Origin of the sequence: Nocardioides sp. Root682 (assembly GCF_001427795.1) — a bacterium.
In the GTDB taxonomy this organism is placed as follows: domain Bacteria; phylum Actinomycetota; class Actinomycetes; order Propionibacteriales; family Nocardioidaceae; genus Nocardioides.
The window spans coordinates 968,819-987,849 of record NZ_LMHJ01000001.1; the positions used below are offsets into that span (position 1 = coordinate 968,819).

Here is a 19,031-nt window from a genome sequence, read left to right on the forward strand (position 1 = left end):
TCCCTCCGTTCGTAGGCTATGGGCTAAGCGAGTTCGTACGCCGACGAACGGGCGTATCGCGATGTCATTCGCGCTCCTCAACATCGCCCTCCGGGCGGATGGTGCGGCCGCGCTTGCGGCTTCCGCGGTGGTAGGAGTCGCGCGACATCTTCGACGCGTACGCCGAGCCCTCGACATCCGCTGCGGTGTCCAGCCGGCCGACCTCGTCGAGTTCCGCCTCGATGTCGGCCTTGCCCGGCGCAGGCGCAGCCGCCCACGCGACGCTCAGCAGGTTCCGCGTCTCACCGAGCATCTGCTTGCCCGTCGCGACGTCACCCTGCTCGAACGCTTCCGAGGCCTTGCGCTTGGCGTCCTGCGCCTCCTGGAACAGCACTTCGGAGTGGACGGTCGGGTCTGCAATCCGGCCGGCCGCCTCGTCGCCCGGCACCACGTTGACCGTGATCGGCAGCGAAGCGACGTGCTCGACGAGCCCCGGGAGTTCGACGTACGACAACTCCAGGGTGACGACCTTCGCCAACCCGAGCCCTGCCATCGCGGGCACCTTCAACTTCAGCAGGATCTTGCGGGACTCCTCGCTGTAGAGGTCACCCAACTCGACCATCACCTGGCCCTCGCCGATCTGCTGCGCGGGCAGGTCGTTGTAGAGACGCAGGAACTCCACCGACGGCTCGAACTTGATCGTCAGCGACAGCGCCTGCACCACCTTGTTGAGCAGGCCCTCGACCTCACCCGCAATCGCGGCACCGGCCGCGTCGGGGTTCTGTGCGAAGACGTGGTTGCCCGACCCGGAACGGGCAATCGCGGAGAGCAGTGTCTCGTCGTACCCGTTGCCGTAGCCGAGGGTGGAGGTGACCACGCCGTCGGCGTACGCCTTCGAGGCCACCGTGGCGAACTCGTCGGCATCCACGATGCCGCCATTGACGTGCCCATCCGAGATGACGAGCAGCGTGCCGCCCGCCGTCGCGACTCGACGGAGCTCGCGCAGGCCCCGGACGTAGCCCGCAGACAGGTCGGTCATGCCACCCGTCTCGACCGCCTGGATCTGCGCGATCACCGCTTCCTTGTCGGTCAGCGGACCGGCCGGTACGACAACCTGGGCCGAGTTGTCGAACGTGACGAGCCCGAAGTTGTCGCTCGGCTCGAGCCGACGAACGAGCGCGATGAGAGCCTGCTTCGCGCCTTCCAGGGGTGCGCCGGACATCGAGCCGCTCCGGTCCAGGACGACCTCGAGCGAGGCCTGGCGTCGTACGACCTCGGCCAGGGCAGCGGGGGCCTCCAGTTCGAGCAGGACAGCAACCTCGTCCTCGGTCTCGTGGGCAACGACGTTGACGTCGAGCAATGCATTGATCTTCATGGTTCCTCCGGGTGTTTCGAACGAATGGATTGGTCAGTGGTTGTTTCGGCAGAACTGGACCCACGGGTCGTTCGAGTCGACGACCTCGGGGGTCATCAGGGCCTCGTGCAGGTTGCGGATCGTTTCGGTCCACGCGGCCGGGGTCTCGGTGAGGGGCTGGTATCCCCCGGCGCCGCCGACGATCACGGGGATGTCGATGTCGGCCGCACAGAACCCGAGGCTCCGCGCGGCGGCCCCGATGCCCTCGAGGGAGTACTTGAGCGTCGACAACGGATCGCCGGCCAGACCGTCCGCGCCGCAGGCCAGGAGGATCACGTCGGGACCCTGGTTGTAGGCAAGGTCGAGGATCTCGTGCATCGCGGCCGCCAGGTCGGTGTCGTCCGACCCGGCCGCCAGGGACCAGTTGTGTACGCCGTCCTTGGGCCGGCTGTTCTTGCCGGTGCCCGGGAAGATCGTCCCGTCGTGGATTGAGCAAGTCAGGATGCCCGGGGTGTCCGCGAGGAGCGCCTCGACTCCGTCGCCGTGGTGGGCGTCCCAGTCGACGTACATGACCTTCTTGCCCGCCGCGACCAGCCGCCGGGCCGCCCACGCCATGTCGTTGAGGACACAGAATCCGCCCGAGCGATCCCGCATCGCGTGGTGCTTGGCGCCTTGGGGGTTGAACCAGATGCCCGTACGCCACTCGGCGAGCAGGTCCTCGACGAGGTCGACCGTGCCCTGGAACATCACCGCGGCCGTGTCACGCAACTCGAGGTTGCTGCCCGACCACTCATCCGAGAGCCCATCGTGCAGGTCCGTCAGGTACCGATGGTCGTGGACGAGTCCGGCTTCCTGGAGCATCCGGTGCAGGTCGAGCTCGGGCCTGATGAGCCGCAGGTCCACGCCGGCCGTCGCCGCCCAGGTGATGATCTGGTCCACCACGATCCGGGCCCGCTCCGGGTTGGTCGGGTGGCCGGTGCCGAGCTGCCAGTCGAGGTAACGCGGTGTGTACGCGACGGTGACCGGGACGGTCGGGTTGTTCGGGTTGCTGCTCATCTCGCTGGTCATCGTTGTCTCCGGGAGTTCGTTGTGCATGTTCTTGTTGATGCTCTAAGCATTGCTCGGAGGTCCGACAGAACCACCGGATCGCCGTTCATGAGGCTTCTTGCAGGCGGATCGAGCGGATGATCCGCACGACGTCCAGAGGGTTCTCGGCCCGCCACTGCGCCACCCGCGCCAGAACGGTTGCCCGCTCGGCTCGGGTCGCGCCGGTCCGCTCGAAGTGCCAGGCCAGGGCGTCCTCGGCGTACCAGATGTTCGCGGTCGGGCGGGCCGCACGGATCGCGGCCAGTGCCTCGACCGGGTCCCACCCCAGCCCCAGGAGTACGGCGTACCCGGCACTCGGGCCGCGGTTGATACCCATGTGGCAGTGGGTGAAGACCACTCCCCCGGCGTACCTCTCTGGAACCAGTTCGTCGGGCGAGTGACGATTAAACTCACGGTTGGGCCCAAGATCACCTTGGGTTCGAAGCAGTGCTGGCGGATTGCGCGTCCGCTCAGCGATTCGGAGGACTAGCCCTACGCTCCGGCCGGTGGTCGATCGACTCCCGCAACTCCCGGCGACTCTCTCTGGCGGCTTCAGAGGCAGTTGGCGAGATCGGCGGCGGCCGAAGTTCGTAGCGTGTGATCGCGAGCAGGTCAGAGTCGATCGCCGCGGAGACGGGCATGTATCGCTCACGGACCGGGCTCACGAGTTGGCCGGTGCCGTCGACGATCCGCGGCACCTTAACGCTGACGAAGTAGAGGCGTTCTGCGGCGCCCTGCTCGATGATCGACGCGATGCGTGCGTCGGCGCGTGTGAAGAGCTTGTTCAGGTCGCGGAGCGGTTCTGCGCTGGTGATCTCGTCGACGTGCAGCTCTCGCATCCGGCTGACCGCGTTGGCCGCCTCGGCTACGGCCGCTCCCCCGTTTCCGACGATGCCGCCGACATTGCGGGTGGCGCCCATGAGGTTCTTGTAGGTCTGCTCCCGCTCGAGCCACCCCTCGATCAATTCCGGTGCGACGTCGGGTGCGCGTCGGGCCGCCTGATGCGACAAGATCCGCTGACCATCCAGCACCCGGCGGAGACTGAGCGCTTCTGGGAACCTCGACAGGTGGACGAGCATGTTGTGCTCGGCTTGGAGAACTCCCCCAATCCCGGGCAGCGGGCCTCCGTCGATGGTCGCGGCTGGCGGGCGCCAGCCCCTCTGGTCGACCGAGTAGTCCGGGTCGTCGTACCCGGCGAAGGCGGCACAGACTTCGGCTGCTCGGTCGAGTCGGCCACGCACCCGGATCGGGATCCAACCAGGGATTCCCTCGTACCGCTTGTCCAGTACGACGAGCGCGCGCGTCACCTCGGCAGCGTCCGTGAGCACAGTCATGCACTCCTGCTGGGACATTCGCCCTCGAGCGAGGTCTCCAGCGAAGTCATGCTCACCCAGAACCGCGGCCTTCGCGATCTGCCGCCAACTCTCGACGATGGGGTATTTCTGCTCAACCGACAGTTCCTTCATCGATGCGATGCCCGCGTTGGACATCCTGATCGATTCCAGGAGCCGGTGGCGGAACTCCTCGACCGGGCCGCGAGAACGCTCTGTGGAGCCCCCCAGATTGATCCTCGGGTTCGCTTCCATCACAGCGTGCACACACCAACCCAGGGCCGCCCCGCGATAACGCCGGATCTGCTGGCCGAGCAACTCGCGCTCCTCGGCGGTCGTCGACTCCGGAATGGTGTGGGACCCGGCTCCCCCAAGTCGCTGCTGGATGCGGTGCTGGCGCAGGAGGGTCGTCAGTTCCTGCCTCAGAAGGGTCCCGTTCTGGCCATAGGTCATGGCCGGTCCAGAGCTCGGGCGTCTTCGAGTCTGGCGAGGACGAGCTCGACCTGGAGTCCATCGACGCCGTGGTCGACGAGTTCCTCGATCGCGGCTTCGGCGACGGTGTAGAGGACGTCTCGCTTGTCGGTGAGGACCTCTGTGATCGGCGGGATCTCGGCGCCGTGGATCCTGTCCAGCTCGAACAGGACGTACTCGTACCCAACCGACGCGTCGAAGGTGCGGGCGTTGTCGGCGAGGGCAGCGACATAGGAGCGGGCCTCGCTGAGGGTGACTGCGTGGGCGAGCAACATCAGAGCTTCCTTTCGGGTACGGCGTCCGGGTGGGTGCCGTTGGGCCCAAGGTCAGCCGGCGTCGGCCCAGACCCAAGACCTGCGGCCTGACCTGTGGATGAGGCCGCGCGAACCTGCCCCTGTGCGACCCGGGCGAGGTCGACGTACCGGCGTCCCAGGTGCCGGCTGAGACCGACGAGTTCGTAGGCGTCGTTCTGAGAGAGACCGTGATCGACGATGTCGAGGAGTGCTTGGCCGATCTCGATCTCGAGGGCCGCGGCCGACTGCCGTACGGACGCCAGCGCACGATGCCGACGTCGGGCGCGACGCGCAGCGTCCTTGACCCTGGCGCGCCGCACTGAACCGAGCGGACTTCGTTCGTCGGCACGAGTGATTAGGCGGTCGATCTGTGAAACACATTCGCGGCGCCGCGCGCGCAACGCCTTACTCGTCTCGATGCCCATGCGAACTGCAAGCGCGACAGTCCAAGCGAATGGACAGGGTCCGTGTCCGGCCCCGGAACGACGTCACCTCACCGAGCAGCCCACCGAGTCCCTCACATTTCCTTCGCCTTCAGTGCCACACCCGATGCACGCAGTGAGGCCGCTGCATCGAGGGAGCCAGCGAGGCGGGCTTGCACCGGTGCCACTTCCCGGCGCCGTGATCCACAGCCTCAGACAACGGCAGCGCACGGGATCCGACGAGACGCGCAGGCTGCCCACCGAACCCGCTCAACCAACCGAAGGAGACACCATGAGCGACACGCAGTTCGTCCACCTCGACCCCAACAAGGTCACGATCGGCGCGAACATCCGCACCGACCTGCACGCCGACGCCAAGGAGTTCGCCCGCTCAATCAAGGAGCGCGGCGTGCTGGAGCCGGTCACCGTCTACGTCGACGACGAAGGTGCGTACGTCGTCCTGCGCGGCCAGCGCCGTACCGTCGTCGCCGCTCAGGTTGGCCTGACCGAGATTCCCGCCCAGGTCGTCGCCAAGCCCGAGGAAGCCGACCGGATCACCGACCAGATGGTCGAGAACCTGCACAGGGCCGCGATGCGCGACAGCGAGATCGTCGGCGGCGTCGAGCAACTCGCCCTCGTCGGTGTCACCGCTGCCCAGATCGCCAAGCGCGCCGCGCTGGGCCGTGACCGGGTCAACGCCGCCCTTGCCGTGGCGGACAAGGAACGGACCCGCGCGCGGGTCGTCGCTGGAGACCTCACGCTCGACGAGGCCGCGATCTTCGCGGAGTTCGAAGACGATGCCCGAGCAGTCGACCAACTCGAGCGCGCCAAGCACTTCGGTCGTCCGCTCGCCCACGCCGCGCAGCGGCTGCGCGATGAAGCCCAGGAACGCGCCGTACTGCTGGCGGAGGTCGATCGCTTCCGCGCCGAAGGGCTGCCGGTGCTCGACCCCGACGAAGTCAGCGACCCGCACCGCCTCCGGCTCGCCGACCTGGTGCGCACGGCTGACGGAGAGCCGATTCCCGAAGACCAGTGGCCGACCATGCCCGGTGCTGCCGTAGTCGTCGTCAGCAAGTGGGAGTACCCCGGCGACACCGACGAAGACTCGCCGGACGAGGACCCCGACGCAGGCGACGAGGAGGACGTCGACGCCGAGCCGGTTCAGGTGTTCGCTCCCCTGTGGATCTGCCGGGACCCCGAGGCGGCTGGGCTTGTGCAGCGCTGGTCGTACCTCACCAGCGCCCGGAAGTCTGACGATGGAGAGGTCGACGAGGCCGAGGCAGCCGAGGCCGCCCGCGAGGAGCGCCGACGCGTCATTGCCAACAACAAGGCATGGGCCAGCGCCGAGGCCGTCCGACGCGACTGGATGCGGCAGTTCCTCACCCGCAAGACGGTTCCGCAGGGCGCCGAAGCGCTGATCTGTGAGGCCGTCGTCGGCGGGCAGTTCACCCTCGCCAAGGCGATGGATTCGGCCCACCCGATGTTGCGCGACCTGCTCGGACTCGACACCGCCACCGTGTACGGCGGAGGTCGTCAGGCAGCCGAGCATCTCGCCGACCAGCAGGCCACACCAAAGGCCGCGACCATGACCACTCTCGCCGCTGTCGTGACGGCGTGGGAGGCCAGCACCAGCAAGCACACGTGGCGCAACCCGAGCGCGTGGGACCACCGCGTCCTCAGTGCCCTGTCGCAGTGGGGCTACCAGCCCAGCGAGGTCGAGAACCTCCTGCTGACCGGCACCGACACCGAACCGACCGATGACCAGCCGGTCGCGGTCTGAACACCGATACGCGTGAAGGAGACGAGACGATGGCTCACCAGATCGAGACGCACGGCAGCGAGGCCGCTGCCATCTTCGCCCGCACCGACGCATGGCACCGGCTCGGGACAACTGTCCGAGGCCGAGCGTTCAGCGCCGAGGAGGCCATGACGATCGGCCACCTCGGTGGCTGGCACGTCCGTAAGGCACCGCTCACGGCCCACGAGGTCACTGCCGAAGGCGTGACCACCATCGACGCACCCGGCTACGCCACCGTGCGCGACAACCCGTTCACCGGCAGACCTGAGGCACTCGGAGTGGTCGGCACTGCGTACGAGCCGCTGCAGAACGAGGACCATGCCGAGTTCCTGAACAACCTCGCCGACCAGTCGGGCGCGGTGTTCGACACCGCCGGATCGCTGCGCGAGGGGCGGCAGGTGTTCATCACGATGCAGTTGCCCGACACGCTCCGGATCGGCGGCACCGACGCCGTCGACCTGAACATCGCGGCCCTCAACAACCACGACGGTTCGGGTGCGTTTCGCATTCTCGTGACGCCGGTCCGGGTTGTCTGCGCCAACACCCAGGCCGCCGCGATCGCAGCCCACGCGTCGAGCTTCTCCATCCGGCACACGCGCAACGCCAAGGCCGCCGTGGCCGCAGCCCGCGACGCGATCGGCCTCACGTTCGAGTACGTCGAGGCGTTCGAGGCAGAGGCGGAGCGCCTGATCCAGACGTCTCTCACGGACGGGCAGTTCGACGAGTTGATCGAGGCGACGTTCGGCCCGCTCGCCCCGGACGCCAGTGAGCGCACCAAGCAGGCAGACGCCGACCGGCAGAACGTTCTGTCGTTCCTGTTCCACGATGCCGAAACTCAGGCAGGCATCAGGGGCACGGCCTGGGCCGGCTATCAGGCCGTAGCCGAGTACGTCGACCACTACGCCCCGGTGCGCACCAAGTCCGAGCCGGCAACCGCGCGCGCGAGCCGCCTGCTCATCTCCGACGCACCCACCAAGACCAAGCACCGCGCTTGGTCCAACCTCACCGCCGCCTGATCGCAGCCGCGCCCGTCCTCCTCGCCTCACCCTTCGCTTGACGACAACAGCCACACACCCTTTGCACCAACGTGATTGGCGGGTGTCCACTCGCCCGCGGTGCGGTGCTTGATGACGGCGTGATGAGTCTGCGCAAGCTGACCGCCGGTGATGGCTACAGCTACCTCACCCGGCAGGTCGCTGCCCACGACAGCACGGAGAAGGGTCACAGCAGTCTCGCCGACTACTACGACGAGAAGGGCGAGTCACCCGGCCTGTGGGCCGGAGCAGGGCTTGCCGGGCTCGGAATGCGTGCCGGCGACGTTGTCGATGCATCCCAGATGAAGTCGCTGTTCGGTCTGGGACATCACCCCAACGCCGCGGCGATCGAGGATGAGATCGCCAACCGCGGAGGATCACGAGCGGAGGTCACCAAGGCCATCGCACTCGGTCGCGAGTTCACGATCCACACCGGAGCCTCACCCTTCAACGCCCGCGTCGCGGAGGCATTCACGGCCTACAACCTGCAGCGAACGCAGAAGTGGAACTCCCCCATCCGACCTGAGGAACGCGCCCGGATCCGGACAGAGATCGGCGAGGCGATGTTCACCAAGGAGCACGGGCGAGCGCCCCAGGATGCCCGTGAACTCGCGGGCTACATCGCCAAGGCATCACGCCAGGCGACCAGCGCGATCGCCGGATTCGACCTGACCTTCTCACCGGTGAAGTCGGTCTCCGCGCTCTGGGCGATCGCGCCACGAGAGGTGGCCGCCGAGGTCCGGGCGGCGCATGACGCCGCCGTCGCCGACACGTTGGCCTGGTTGGAAGCCGAGGTGGCCTACACCAGGGTGGGCCGCGGTGGCGTTCGACAGGTTCCCGTCCGTGGCCTGGTGGCTGCCGCGTTCACGCATCGCGACAGCCGCGCAGGAGACCCCGACCTTCACACACACCTTGCCGTGAGCAACAAGGTGCAGGCCGACGACGGCCGCTGGCTCGCCCTCGACGGCCGCCTCCTCTACTCCGCGAAGGTCTCCGCCTCCGAGCACTACAACACCCGCATCGAGGCCGAACTCGTGGCACGGCTCGGCGTCGAGTTCGTCGAGCGCGCGGAGAGCACCGGCGGCAAGCTCCCGGTCCGCGAGATCCGGGGCGTCAGCACCACGCTCACTCGTTGGTGGTCTCGGCGCCGCATCGCCATCGAGGCGCGCCAGGCCGAGATCGCCGCCGAGTTCCAGCAGCGGTTCGGTCGGCCGCCGACGGCCATCGAGGCCAAGTCGCTCGCCGATCAGGCAACGCTCGAGACTCGAGAGGCGAAGCACGGCCCCAAGAGCGAGCGTGACCAGCGGGAGACGTGGCGTGCTGAAGCCGACGGCGTACTTGGAGATCCGGCGGAGGTCGACGAGATGTATGCCCACGCGGTCGACCGCAGCGCAACCGGGACCGCTCTCACCCGCGAGTGGGTCGAGGATGCCGCGGCAGCGACCGTCGCTGCGATCGAAGAGTCCCGGGCGACCTGGAACGTCTGGCATCTGACTGCCGAGGCGCAACGGCAGGCCCGGAAGGCCGGCATCGCCCGCGACGACGTCGGCTCCGCGATCCACCAGGTGGTCGAGGCAGCTATCTCGCGCGCGGTCCGACTCGGGGTCGATGACCCGGTCTCTGAGCCCAACCAACTACGCCGACACGACGGCGCCAGCATGTACGACGTTCACGGCTCCACGCAGTACACGTCTGCGAAGGTACTGGGCGCCGAGCAGGAGTTGCTCGCGTTGGCGAGCCGAAACGGGGCGCACTCTCTCGCCGACGTGCGGGTCGAGGTCGCGATCGCCGCAGCGGCGACCACCGGATTCGAGCTCAACGACGCCCAGGCAGCGATGGTCAGGGATCTCGCGATGTCCGGCGACGTCGTCCAGCTTGCGCTCGCTCCCGCCGGAACCGGGAAGACAACCACCATGAGCGTGCTCGCCGGGGCCTGGGCCTCCGCAGGCGGGCAGGTCATCGGGCTCGCGCCGTCGGCACAGGCCGCCCACGAACTCGGACAGGCCATCACGGGCCACACCGACACCTTGGCCAAGTTGACCTGGAGCCTCGCCAACGAGTCCGCGGCCGAGTGGCCGCGCTGGGTCCGGGACATCGGACCCCAATCGATGGTGATCATCGATGAGGCTGGGCAGGCAGCGACGACCGACTTGGCGGCTGCGATTCGGTTCGTGGCGGACCGCGGCGGCGTCGTACGCCTGATCGGCGACGACCAACAGCTCGCTGCGGTCGGTGCCGGCGGGATTCTGCGCGACATCCAGCACCAGTTCGGCGCTTCGACGCTGTCCGAGATCCGGCGATTTGATGATCCGGCCGAGGCGGCCGCCACGCTCGCCGTACGCGAAGGAGACGCCGGAGCGCTCGGGTTCTACGCCGACACCGGGCGCATCAAGGTCGGCGATCTGAGCGCGGCGGCAGACCAGGCCTACAAAGCATGGTCGAGCGACCGCGCAGCCGGACTCGACTCCGTCCTCCTCGCACCGACGCGTGAGGTCGTCAGCCAACTCAACGGCCGTGCACGCGTCGATCGCGTCGCATCGGCCGAACAGCGTGGCGCGGAGGTCGATCTGGCCGACGGCAACCGTGCCTCGGCCGGCGACCTCGTGGTGACGCGTCGCAACAACCGACGACTGACGATCTCGCGGACCAACTGGGTCAAGAACGGTGATCGCTGGCGGGTCGAGTCGGTGCTCCCGTCAGGCGCACTGCGCGTGCGGCACCTCGAACTCGGCCGCGCCCTCGAACTCCCCGCCAACTACGTCTCCGAGCACCTTCAGCTCGGCTACGCCACCACCGTCCACGGCGCCCAAGGCATGACGGCCGACACCGCGCACCTCGTCGCGACCGGCGACGAGACCCGGCAGACCCTGTACGTCGGCATATCGCGCGGGCGACAGGCGAACCACATCTACCTGGCGACCGGCCTCGACGGCGGCCCACACAGCCTGATCGACCCGAGGGCGCTCCGTCCCCCCACAGCGATCGACGTACTCACTGAGGTCCTGGAACGCGACGGGTCGGATCGCTCGGCCTCGACGACCCAGCGCGAGGCTGCGTCCGCTCGAACGCAGTTGCACGACGCCGTCATGCGCTACAACGACGCACTGGGCTTCGCCGCCGAGCAGGTCCTCGACGTCGAGGTGCTGAACCGCGCCGAACAAGACATCGAGGTGCTGTGGCCGGGACTCACCTCCGAGCCCGCCTACCCCACCCTGCGTGCTCATATCGCTCTCCTTGCGCTCGACGGCCACGATCCAATCGCGCTCCTCCTCGACGCCGCTGGCGAGCGCGAACTCGGCACGTCCTCAGACCGGGCCGCCGTCCTGGACTGGCGTCTGAGTCACGGCACCCAGGACGGCCCGCTGCCGTGGCTCGATCCCGTTCCCCAGAACCTCGCCGATCACCCGACCTGGGGGATCTACCTCCAGCAGCGAGCCGCGCGGATCTCCCGTCTCGAGTCGTCCGTCCGAGGCGAGGCCGCTGCTTGGGCCACCGCGAGTGCGCCGAGCTGGGCAGCGCCATTCACCGCTTCCGAGCATGCTGAGCTGCGGGCCGACATCGCTGTGTGGCGTGCGGCCTTCGACGTACCCGATCAGGCACGCCGGCTCACCGGATCACTGCAGCCCGGCTCGGCCACTGCGCCGCACCAAGAGCGACTCGAACGCCGTGCCCGAACGGTGACCCGGACCCACCACCCCGACGAACCAACCCTCGAGCGGCTGCCCGACGAAGTCAGAGCCGACCGCGAGTTCTCGCGCCTCGCAGAGCGGCTCGGTGCACTGGAAGCGGCGCAGGTCGACGTAGCCGCGTTGATCGATCAGGCGATGTCGCAACCCACGCCCCTACCTGACGAACGCACCGCGGACGCGCTGTGGTGGCGCATCGTCCGCCACCTTGGCCCGGCAGCCCTGCGGGCCTCGGCTGACCACGCGCACACTCTCGAACCGGCATGGTCTGCTCATCTCACGCGGCGCCTTGGCGACGCCACCGCAGGCAGGGTCATGGCCGACGCGATGTGGCCTGCTCTCGTCGCCGCCGTCCACGCGCGACCGCCCGAGTGGACGGCGGAGCAACTCATCGACTCGGCAGTGTGCGGTCGAGGTCCAGATGTTCGCGCGGAGGACCTGTGCGCTGCGCTGGTCTGGCGCATCGCAACCATGACCGATGCTCCCTTCGACGAGACCGATCCCCCGGAGCCTGACTTCGGTCCGACCGATCCTGCTCCTGAACATGCTCGCAACGGTGCGGTGGACGCCACGACCTCGCCGGCACGGATCAACGAGCTGAACGGGATGGCCTTGGTGCATTTCACCTCGCTGTACCGGCGGTCGTGGGGACCGGTGTATCTGCAGGATCGGCTCGGCACGGACCTGCGAGATGACCCCCGGTTCCAGGTTGGCTACGCGCCACCGGGCCCATCGAGCCTCCTCCACCACCTCACCGATCAAGGCGCCACGATCGACGAACTCGTCGACGCCGGTCTGGCACGCCAGACCGAACGAGGACGCCTCGTCGATTGCTTCCGTGATCGCCTGATCTTCCCGATCTACTCAGCCGACGAGCTCGTCGGCTTCATCGGCCGCCGCAACCCGAGCAAAGGCGAAGGCGAGTACGCCGGACCGAAATACCTGAACACCCGAACCACGGCAGCCTTCACCAAGGGCGAGCAGTTGTTCGGCCTCACCGAAGGGTCTGCGGATCTCGCCGCAGGCGGCACGCCTGTTCTCGTCGAGGGTCCGCTGGACGCCATTGCCGTGACTCTTGCGTCGGAGGGCGAGTACGTCGGCATCGCGCCTCTCGGCACAGCATTCACGTCGGCACAGGCCTTGAAGTTGAAGCAGTACGTCGGCGACGACCCCAACCGGATCGTGATCGCCACCGACCCCGACGCTGCTGGCTGGCAGTCCGCGCAGAAGGCGTTCTGGCAGTTGGTTGCGCTGAGGGCGGCCCCAAGGCATCTCGCGCTCCCGGCCGGCCTCGACCCGGCGGACGTCGTGCGCAGCAACGGTGCTGACGCTCTGGCTCGCCGGCTGGCCACCGCGTCTGACTTCGCCTCGGGCCTCCTCGACCGCCTCCTTGAGCAGCGACTCCCCGGTCACGAAGATGCGTTCGGACGGGTCGACGTACTGCGAGAGGCCGCTCAGACCGTCGGCGCGCTTCCTCCAGAACGCTGGAGTGAACTCGCTGATGACCTGGCCGAGCGCCTCGATCTACCAATCTCGACTGTTCACGAGGAGATCCACGAGGCCGGCCAGCGCTGGACCGAGGACCCAGTCGACTGCACTGCCCGCCAACTCGCCACGCTCCGACCGAGCCAAGATTCGCAGACCCACCTGAGGGTGCCCGAACTCACCGTCCGCTGGAACCAGGAAGGCAGCGTGGAGGAACCGCGACCGAGCTCAATCGTCAGACCAGGCGTCGATCGATGAGTTCCAACCGATGGCATGCGGTCCACCCGTTGACGCACGCGCCCTTGGCTCAGGACACCTGCTGAGCGTCCAAGTGACGCTCGGACGACGACGGAGCGGCAAGGTTCGCAGGGTCGTACCCGAACTCGTGGAGTTGGGACTCCAAACGGATCCGCTGCCACGCCGATGTGAACAGGCCCTTCCCCGAAAGGGCGTTATCCCCTCGAGCATGCTGATCAGCAATCGTCGTCATGGGATCAAGAGCAAGTTCCACCACATCATCGTCCACCGTGGCGAACGTCTTCCAAACCGCGTCAGGGTGGTCCTCGTGGCCGCGGGGAACGTAGCCGCTCGCGATTTGCTCCGTAAGCGGGTTGATCCAGTAGAGGCACCGCTCGCCCGAGGCCAGGACCGCGCGCTGGACTTCATTCAGCTTGAACTGCGGTCGCTCGCCGCTCGTGGTGTCGTTGACGGGCGTCATGTGATGACCTGCGTGGCCCCACAGCCACACGTCCTTGATGCTGTGGGCCGCATACCAGTCATGACGCTCTTGCCATTGACTGACCGAGAGCGTGGAGTACTGAATCTCGAAGGCAACCCGCTGGACCGGCCAGGAGACGAGCACGTCCGGCGTCCGTTCGCCACCGTGCAAGGGCACCTCGACATCGACGGTCGCCCAACCCGCCACACGGGACTCTGCCCAGCGTCGAACTACCTCCTTGGCGTTGGAGTGCCAGATCGACTCCGGTGCATGACCGCCGGCACCCGCGTAGTGCTTGAACCCATCCCGCCGAGGTCGAACCGAGCCAGACCTGTGAACGAGTGAGAGGCGTCGATCCTCACACGCCGGCATGGGGCACTCGAGGTTCTCGGCCACCCAGGTGCGAAGTCCGTCATCACCTCCACGCCCATCTTCAAGGAAGAAGGTCCTGGTGGCGTCGTTGCGGTGGCGCCCGTAAACGAGGCGTGGCTCGCTGTCGAGGAAGCGAGCAATCTCCTGTAGAGGGTGAACGGCCATAGCGACGGTCTACACGACCCCTCCGACATGTCTCACTGGCTCACACTTGTGGGCGCCAATTTGCCCCTTCTCCGTCGCGAATTCGCACCGCTTTAACCAAGGCTCCAAAGGGTGGCAAAGTCGTTCGAACTTTCTGCGTTTCCGCAGGTCAGAGGCCCTTTTGACGACCTCCGAATGATCGCCAGGACACCCGAAATCGAGTAGAATCAAAGCAACAAGTCACCTCACCAGGAGGACCCCTTGGCATCGCACAAAGTCGCCTTTCAGCAGTCCACTCGAGACGTACTCCACAGCGACCTGACGTTCACTATTCACCGCGACGGCGAGAAGCTCGGAGAGCTCCGGATCAGCAAGGGAACCATCGACTGGAAGCCGAAGAGCAAGCAGCGAGCCATCAAGTGGAACTGGGACAAGTTCGCCGCGACGATGGAAGCGAAGTAGGCGCGCGCGTGCCCGCCAGCGCGGCAACAGACCAGAAGGTGAGTCGCAACGCACTGGACTCACGATTCATCACCGTGGCTGAAGGCATGGACGACTTGCTCGGTGTGGTCGACGTTGATGAGCTCGGTGACATCGAGACCTTCCTCATGTTCCTTCTCGAACGGCCGGTCCGAGTCGAATCGGCTTGGGACGACGAGGGGATCGAAAGTGCTCTCGACGTCCACGTTCGCGGCGACGAGTGGAGCATGAGCTCCGCCTACGACTTCCCACTGAGCCTCATTGAGTTGGCTCGCTCCTGCGCTGAGACAGCAGTTGAACTCGGCCCCTTCACCGGGTCCGGCGCATCCCCCTCAACGGAGCCGTGCGACCTGGTCGCGATGAGCGACGCAGACTTGATCGCCGAGATGCAGGGGGCTCTCGGCAAGGTCCGCATCTTCAACTTGATGGAGGATGACGCCTGACCCCCTTCGAGGTAGACGCTCCCGGCAAACTCGTTGAGGTCGCACCACTTCCTGCGAATTGCCTCGGCCGTGCGTGGTAGGCATGGCTCCATGGGAATCGAGGAAATGGGCAGCTACGACCGTGCTGCGTGGGACGCCTGCATGAAGACCGCGTACGAGGCACGGGAGCGGCGCCTCGTGCCGGCCCGCGTCCGCGCTGTCGCAGGGAAGGTCGGTGACTCCGTTTCGTCCACCTACCAGAAGTTGCCGATCCACGACCAGGCGAACTGGGTCCTCGAGAAGGCTTTCGACGGCGCACTCGCCGTGACCTTCCGGCCGGCTCTACGAACGGTCAAACCGGAGTCAGTTGTGCGGCGGGTCGCGAAGCGTCACCCGTCTGTCCAAGTCCTCAGCGACATACGCTCCCTCAACCTCGAACAGTGCGACCACCTGCGTAAGTCGGGTCTGGGGTTGACCGTCGCGTCGGCGGCCGAAGGGGCTGCAAGCTCGCTCGCAGTCACCGGCGCCGAAGTGGCTACGACGGTATCCGCGGGCACCACCGCTGGCGTTGCGATTGGTGCGATCGCAGCGGACACTGCGGCAACGATGGCCGCGATGGGTCGGTCCATCGGCGTCGTCGCGTCGGCGTACGGATATGACGTGCGCCAACCCGAGGAGGAGCTCTTTGCTCTCGGCGTGATGTCCTTGGCATCCGCCAGCACCGTCGGCGGAAAGACAACGGCGATGGCGTCCCTCTCGAAACTCACTCAACAGATGATGCGGCAGGCGACCTGGTCGCAACTACAGCAGAATCTGCTTGTCAACGCGATCGATCAGGTCTACAAGTCACTGGGTTTCAAGCTGACCAAGAAGAAACTCGGGCAGGCGGTGCCTGTTGCCGGTGCGGTGCTGAACGCCAGTGTGAACGCCGGGCTCGTCCACCAGACCTTCAGACGGGCCGAGGCCGTTTACCGCCTGCGGTTCCTTTCGGAGAAGTACGGCATCGATCCCGCCGAATGGAGGCGAGACGCCCCAACCGACCTCGACGCGAGCGAGGATGTCGTCCAGGTCGATGAGGCGCTCGAGTGGCAAGAGAAGAAGGTCCACCACAGCATGCCGCCTGGCGGTGCTTTCCCCAGTGTCGAAGTCGCCGCCGATCCTGAGATCTAACGCTGACGCTCCTTCGCCAGGTTGAGCGATGCCCGCCGAGCAGGGATGCAAAGTCGCATGGAGGTCAGTTCTTGTTGTGCCCCAGCGACCGCGCGCGCAGGACTTCCTTCCAGTACGACTCTCGCTCCAGCACGTGTCCGTCGTCAGTTCGCATCGACCAGAACTCCAAGAGCGCGAACGTCATGTTCTCCAGGTAGTAGTTCTCGCCCTTCTCCGCCAGAAGCTCCTTGAGCCCGACGTTGTTTCCATGGAGAGTCTCGGCGTAGGTGCTCCAGCGCTGCCAGATACCGGTGTCGCCGTACGCCGAGCCGACGTAGCGGGCGCCCGTCTCAGAGTCATGGATCACGTAGACGCCCTTCATGTGCTCCAGTGCGATGCGCCAGTCGGGCCGCTGCTGGCTCACGATGATCTGAAGATCGGCAAGCGAGTGATTGATGCGGTCGTGCCCTGGAAACGGGTCGCCGACGAACGCCTCCTCAAGAATGGAAGCCACGGTCATCTCGGCGAGGATGGACTCCATCTTCCGACGGCGTTGGCGACCGCCGAGCGCGAGTCGCACGTAGAGGCGCCGGACGTACGGACCCATCAGATCGTCACGCGGAACAACGTCGTAGGAGTACGTCCTCGGTTCTGGCCGTCGAGCCTTCACCTCCCAGATTCCGCCGAAGAGCCAGAGGGTCGGGTCGTGGCGGTCTTGGGCAATGGAGAACACGAACTGACGATTGAAGTCGTCCTTGGGGCCGCGCCACGAGTTCCAGCGCTGCCACTCCTCGGGATCGTTGGCCAACACGTCGATCGGATAGTGCTTGCCGTTGAAGACCGCGCAGTGCAGCTTGCAGGTAGCTGGGTCGAAGTCCGCGCGGAGAAGCGAGGCGAGCGGAATGTGCTGCATGGTTCGGGAGCCTACGTGGAACAGGTGGGCCTCGCGTCCAGGTCGGAGGGCCGCGCAGCTACGCATGCCTCTCCGTCCTGCCATCTCCGGGCCCGACGCCGTCCAGGCTCGTCGCCGTCCCGGTAGATGGCGTTCCGTCCGACGCCAGGGCTCGGCTGGTGACGCCCAGGCGGGCAGCCCGTCTCGCCGATCCGGTCAACGACGCGCGCCAAGAACGCGGGTAGCGTGAATCGATGCCAGTCTTCCAGGGCTGCCGGCGTACGCGCGAAGTTCGTCTCCCAACGCAGGCACGCCACTGTGGCGAGTTCGTGGACGAGATGGGGGTGCAGGTCCCAACAGATCGGCACCACTCGATCAGTCCGCCATGTGTGCTCCTCGTTGATCCAGGCGACGACCGCATCGAGCCAGACGTAGACGTTGCGCCGGATCTCGGGCGGGCAACTCGGCGGGTCCCAGGGCCTCGGCATCGTCGCCACACGCCGCGCTTCATGTTCGGTCTCGTCCACCGCAGCGGCAGCGAGCCGGAGCTCGTCGAGTAGGCGGGCCAAGACGCCCGGAGGCTCCGGGAACGGCGCGGCCATCAGACCGACGCCGGTCACCGCCGCACCTCCGCGGCCCGGGCCTGATCCCGGGACTGAGCCTGCGCCCGGAGCAGTTCTTTCCCACGACGACCATCGATGCACCTCGACAGCCTGGCGACGAACGGGCGAGCATTCTCGGCGACCACGAGCGCGTGTCGCTCCGGGAGTTGTCGGATCTCCTCGGGCCGCAGTACCGGAACGTCGTCGCCGTAGAAGCTGCTTCCCCATCCGCCGCGGTGCAGGTTGTAACTGCGACGCGAGACCCGTGTCGTACCGAGAAGGTCAGACATCTCCTTGTAGAACTCGCTGTCCTTGCCTCCACCGAAGACCACAATGTTGTTCGTCAAACCGAACATCGCGCGCGCCTCGTCCTCGCCGTAACAGATGACGAGTTGGCGCCAGGTCTGCGCGGCATAGATGAAGGACAGTCCGAGGGCCCGCTCGTTAGCCATCCTGGTCCGCAGGGTTGGCAACGGGGTGGTCGATGGAAGCTCGTCGAGGCAGGCCAAGAACGACGGGCACATCCGGCCGTAGGGCGACGCGTTTGCCATCCCGAGCGCGGTGTCGAGCACGTGCTCGGCGATCGCGGTCATCAGTGGCGACGCAGAGGCGTAGGGATCCTCGCGCCCGAGAAGGTAGAACGTGCCGCACTGATCGATGACCTGCTTCACGTCGGTGGCGGGTCGTCCTTCCCCGGGAACACAGCGGCGCCGGATCTTCTCTTGGAAGAACAGAGCCATCGCCTGTTGGACTGTGGTGATCGTGTTGCCCGCCGTCCGGTGGTCACCATGCAGCGCGCCGCGCAGGAGACCGTCCCAGAAAGGCGCCGCTCCCCCATGCGTCCGGAGGATTTCCTCCGGCTGGGTCGCGTTGTGCGGCTCGGCGATCCACATCAGCACGTCGTCCAGAGATGCTCCAGCGAGGGCCGCGGCATGGAAATATGCCTGGAGCACCTTCGCGGCCTCCGCTGCGTAGAACCGCGCTGCCTCATCACCTGCCCCACGGGTCACCGCGCCGCCGACGGTCCCGGCAGTGAACGCCTTCGCCCTCCGCTCCGCGATCATCGAATCCGCGCAACCGCTAACGGGGTCCCAGACAAGCGCAGGCACGCCAGGCGCCAGGTCGAACGGGTCTAGGACGTGGACGGGCCTTTCGTCTGCTGCTCTCGCGTCCACGGTGAGGTGGAGGTCCTCCGGCTTGGTGAGCGTGACGAGCGCCGCGCCGGGCGACGTCAGCAATGCCGGCGTGAGTAGATCCAATGTCTTGCCGGATCCCTGCGGCCCGTAAACACCGACAGTCCGGTCGAACGGCAC

General features: G+C 66.8%; 15 protein-coding genes. 6 read left to right on the top strand and 9 right to left on the bottom strand.

What is annotated here, in order from left to right; genetic code table 11:
• Positions 1 to 64: 64 nt before the first annotated feature.
• From ASD84_RS04505 to ASD84_RS24990, 6 genes are all read right to left on the bottom strand, one after another.
• The gene (locus ASD84_RS04505) at positions 65 to 1,354 is read right to left on the bottom strand and encodes a vWA domain-containing protein (protein ID WP_056707048.1); all 1,290 of its coding nucleotides are present in this window, start codon (positions 1,352 to 1,354) and stop codon (positions 65 to 67) included.
• A 33-nt stretch (positions 1,355 to 1,387) separates the two neighbouring features.
• Positions 1,388 to 2,401 carry a histone deacetylase family protein gene (locus ASD84_RS04510; RefSeq protein WP_056707050.1) on the bottom strand — a complete coding sequence of 338 codons (1,014 nt, stop codon included), beginning with the start codon at positions 2,399 to 2,401 and terminating at the stop codon, positions 1,388 to 1,390.
• A gap of 85 nt (positions 2,402 to 2,486) precedes the next feature.
• The gene (locus ASD84_RS04515; protein WP_156391567.1) at positions 2,487 to 2,756 is read right to left on the bottom strand and encodes a hypothetical protein; all 270 of its coding nucleotides are present in this window, start codon (positions 2,754 to 2,756) and stop codon (positions 2,487 to 2,489) included.
• Between the two features lie 133 nt (positions 2,757 to 2,889).
• The gene (locus tag ASD84_RS04520) at positions 2,890 to 4,203 is read right to left on the bottom strand and encodes a hypothetical protein (RefSeq protein ID WP_056707054.1); all 1,314 of its coding nucleotides are present in this window, start codon (positions 4,201 to 4,203) and stop codon (positions 2,890 to 2,892) included.
• Positions 4,200 to 4,496, bottom strand: a complete 297-nt coding sequence (locus ASD84_RS04525; RefSeq protein WP_056707057.1) for a hypothetical protein — start codon at positions 4,494 to 4,496, stop codon at positions 4,200 to 4,202. The genes ASD84_RS04520 and ASD84_RS04525 overlap by 4 nt, the downstream gene beginning before the upstream one ends.
• Entirely contained in the window at positions 4,496 to 4,939 is a 444-nt protein-coding gene (locus ASD84_RS24990; protein ID WP_156391568.1) for a hypothetical protein, read from the bottom strand. Before ASD84_RS24990 ends, ASD84_RS04525 begins: the two co-directional genes overlap by 1 nt.
• 289 nt (positions 4,940 to 5,228) lie before the next feature.
• Between ASD84_RS24990 and ASD84_RS04535 the strand changes: the two genes are divergently transcribed.
• From ASD84_RS04535 to mobF, 3 genes are all read left to right on the top strand, one after another.
• Positions 5,229 to 6,716, top strand: a complete 1,488-nt coding sequence (locus ASD84_RS04535; protein WP_056707060.1) for a ParB/RepB/Spo0J family partition protein — start codon at positions 5,229 to 5,231, stop codon at positions 6,714 to 6,716.
• Positions 6,717 to 6,745: 29 nt separating this feature from the next.
• Entirely contained in the window at positions 6,746 to 7,750 is a 1,005-nt protein-coding gene (locus tag ASD84_RS04540) for a DUF932 domain-containing protein (protein WP_056707063.1), read from the top strand.
• A 122-nt stretch (positions 7,751 to 7,872) separates the two neighbouring features.
• On the top strand, positions 7,873 to 13,197 hold the full coding sequence (gene mobF / locus ASD84_RS04545) for a MobF family relaxase (RefSeq protein ID WP_056707065.1): 5,325 nt from the start codon (positions 7,873 to 7,875) through the stop codon (positions 13,195 to 13,197).
• Positions 13,198 to 13,246: 49 nt separating this feature from the next.
• On the opposite strand, the gene ASD84_RS04550 is transcribed toward mobF, so the two are convergent.
• Positions 13,247 to 14,194 (bottom strand): competence protein CoiA family protein, encoded by a 948-nt coding sequence (locus ASD84_RS04550; protein ID WP_156391569.1) that lies wholly within the window; start codon positions 14,192 to 14,194, stop codon positions 13,247 to 13,249.
• Positions 14,195 to 14,434: 240 nt separating this feature from the next.
• Here ASD84_RS04550 and ASD84_RS04555 point away from each other — a divergent pair, with 240 nt between their 5' ends.
• The 3 genes from ASD84_RS04555 to ASD84_RS04565 all read left to right on the top strand — a co-directional run bounded on the left by ASD84_RS04555 (position 14,435) and on the right by ASD84_RS04565 (position 16,245).
• Complete coding sequence (locus tag ASD84_RS04555) at positions 14,435 to 14,635, top strand: hypothetical protein (protein ID WP_056707068.1); 201 nt, start codon at positions 14,435 to 14,437, stop codon at positions 14,633 to 14,635.
• Positions 14,636 to 14,721: 86 nt separating this feature from the next.
• Positions 14,722 to 15,096 (top strand): hypothetical protein, encoded by a 375-nt coding sequence (locus tag ASD84_RS04560; protein WP_056707070.1) that lies wholly within the window; start codon positions 14,722 to 14,724, stop codon positions 15,094 to 15,096.
• A 90-nt stretch (positions 15,097 to 15,186) separates the two neighbouring features.
• Positions 15,187 to 16,245, top strand: a complete 1,059-nt coding sequence (locus tag ASD84_RS04565; protein WP_082573152.1) for an EcsC family protein — start codon at positions 15,187 to 15,189, stop codon at positions 16,243 to 16,245.
• A 64-nt stretch (positions 16,246 to 16,309) separates the two neighbouring features.
• Here the strand turns inward: ASD84_RS04565 and ASD84_RS04570 are convergent, their stop codons facing one another.
• Together ASD84_RS04570 and ASD84_RS04580 are read right to left on the bottom strand one after the other, a co-directional pair.
• The gene (locus ASD84_RS04570) at positions 16,310 to 17,203 is read right to left on the bottom strand and encodes a GIY-YIG nuclease family protein (protein ID WP_156391570.1); all 894 of its coding nucleotides are present in this window, start codon (positions 17,201 to 17,203) and stop codon (positions 16,310 to 16,312) included.
• A gap of 529 nt (positions 17,204 to 17,732) precedes the next feature.
• Entirely contained in the window at positions 17,733 to 19,031 is a 1,299-nt protein-coding gene (locus tag ASD84_RS04580) for a type IV secretory system conjugative DNA transfer family protein (protein ID WP_235530970.1), read from the bottom strand.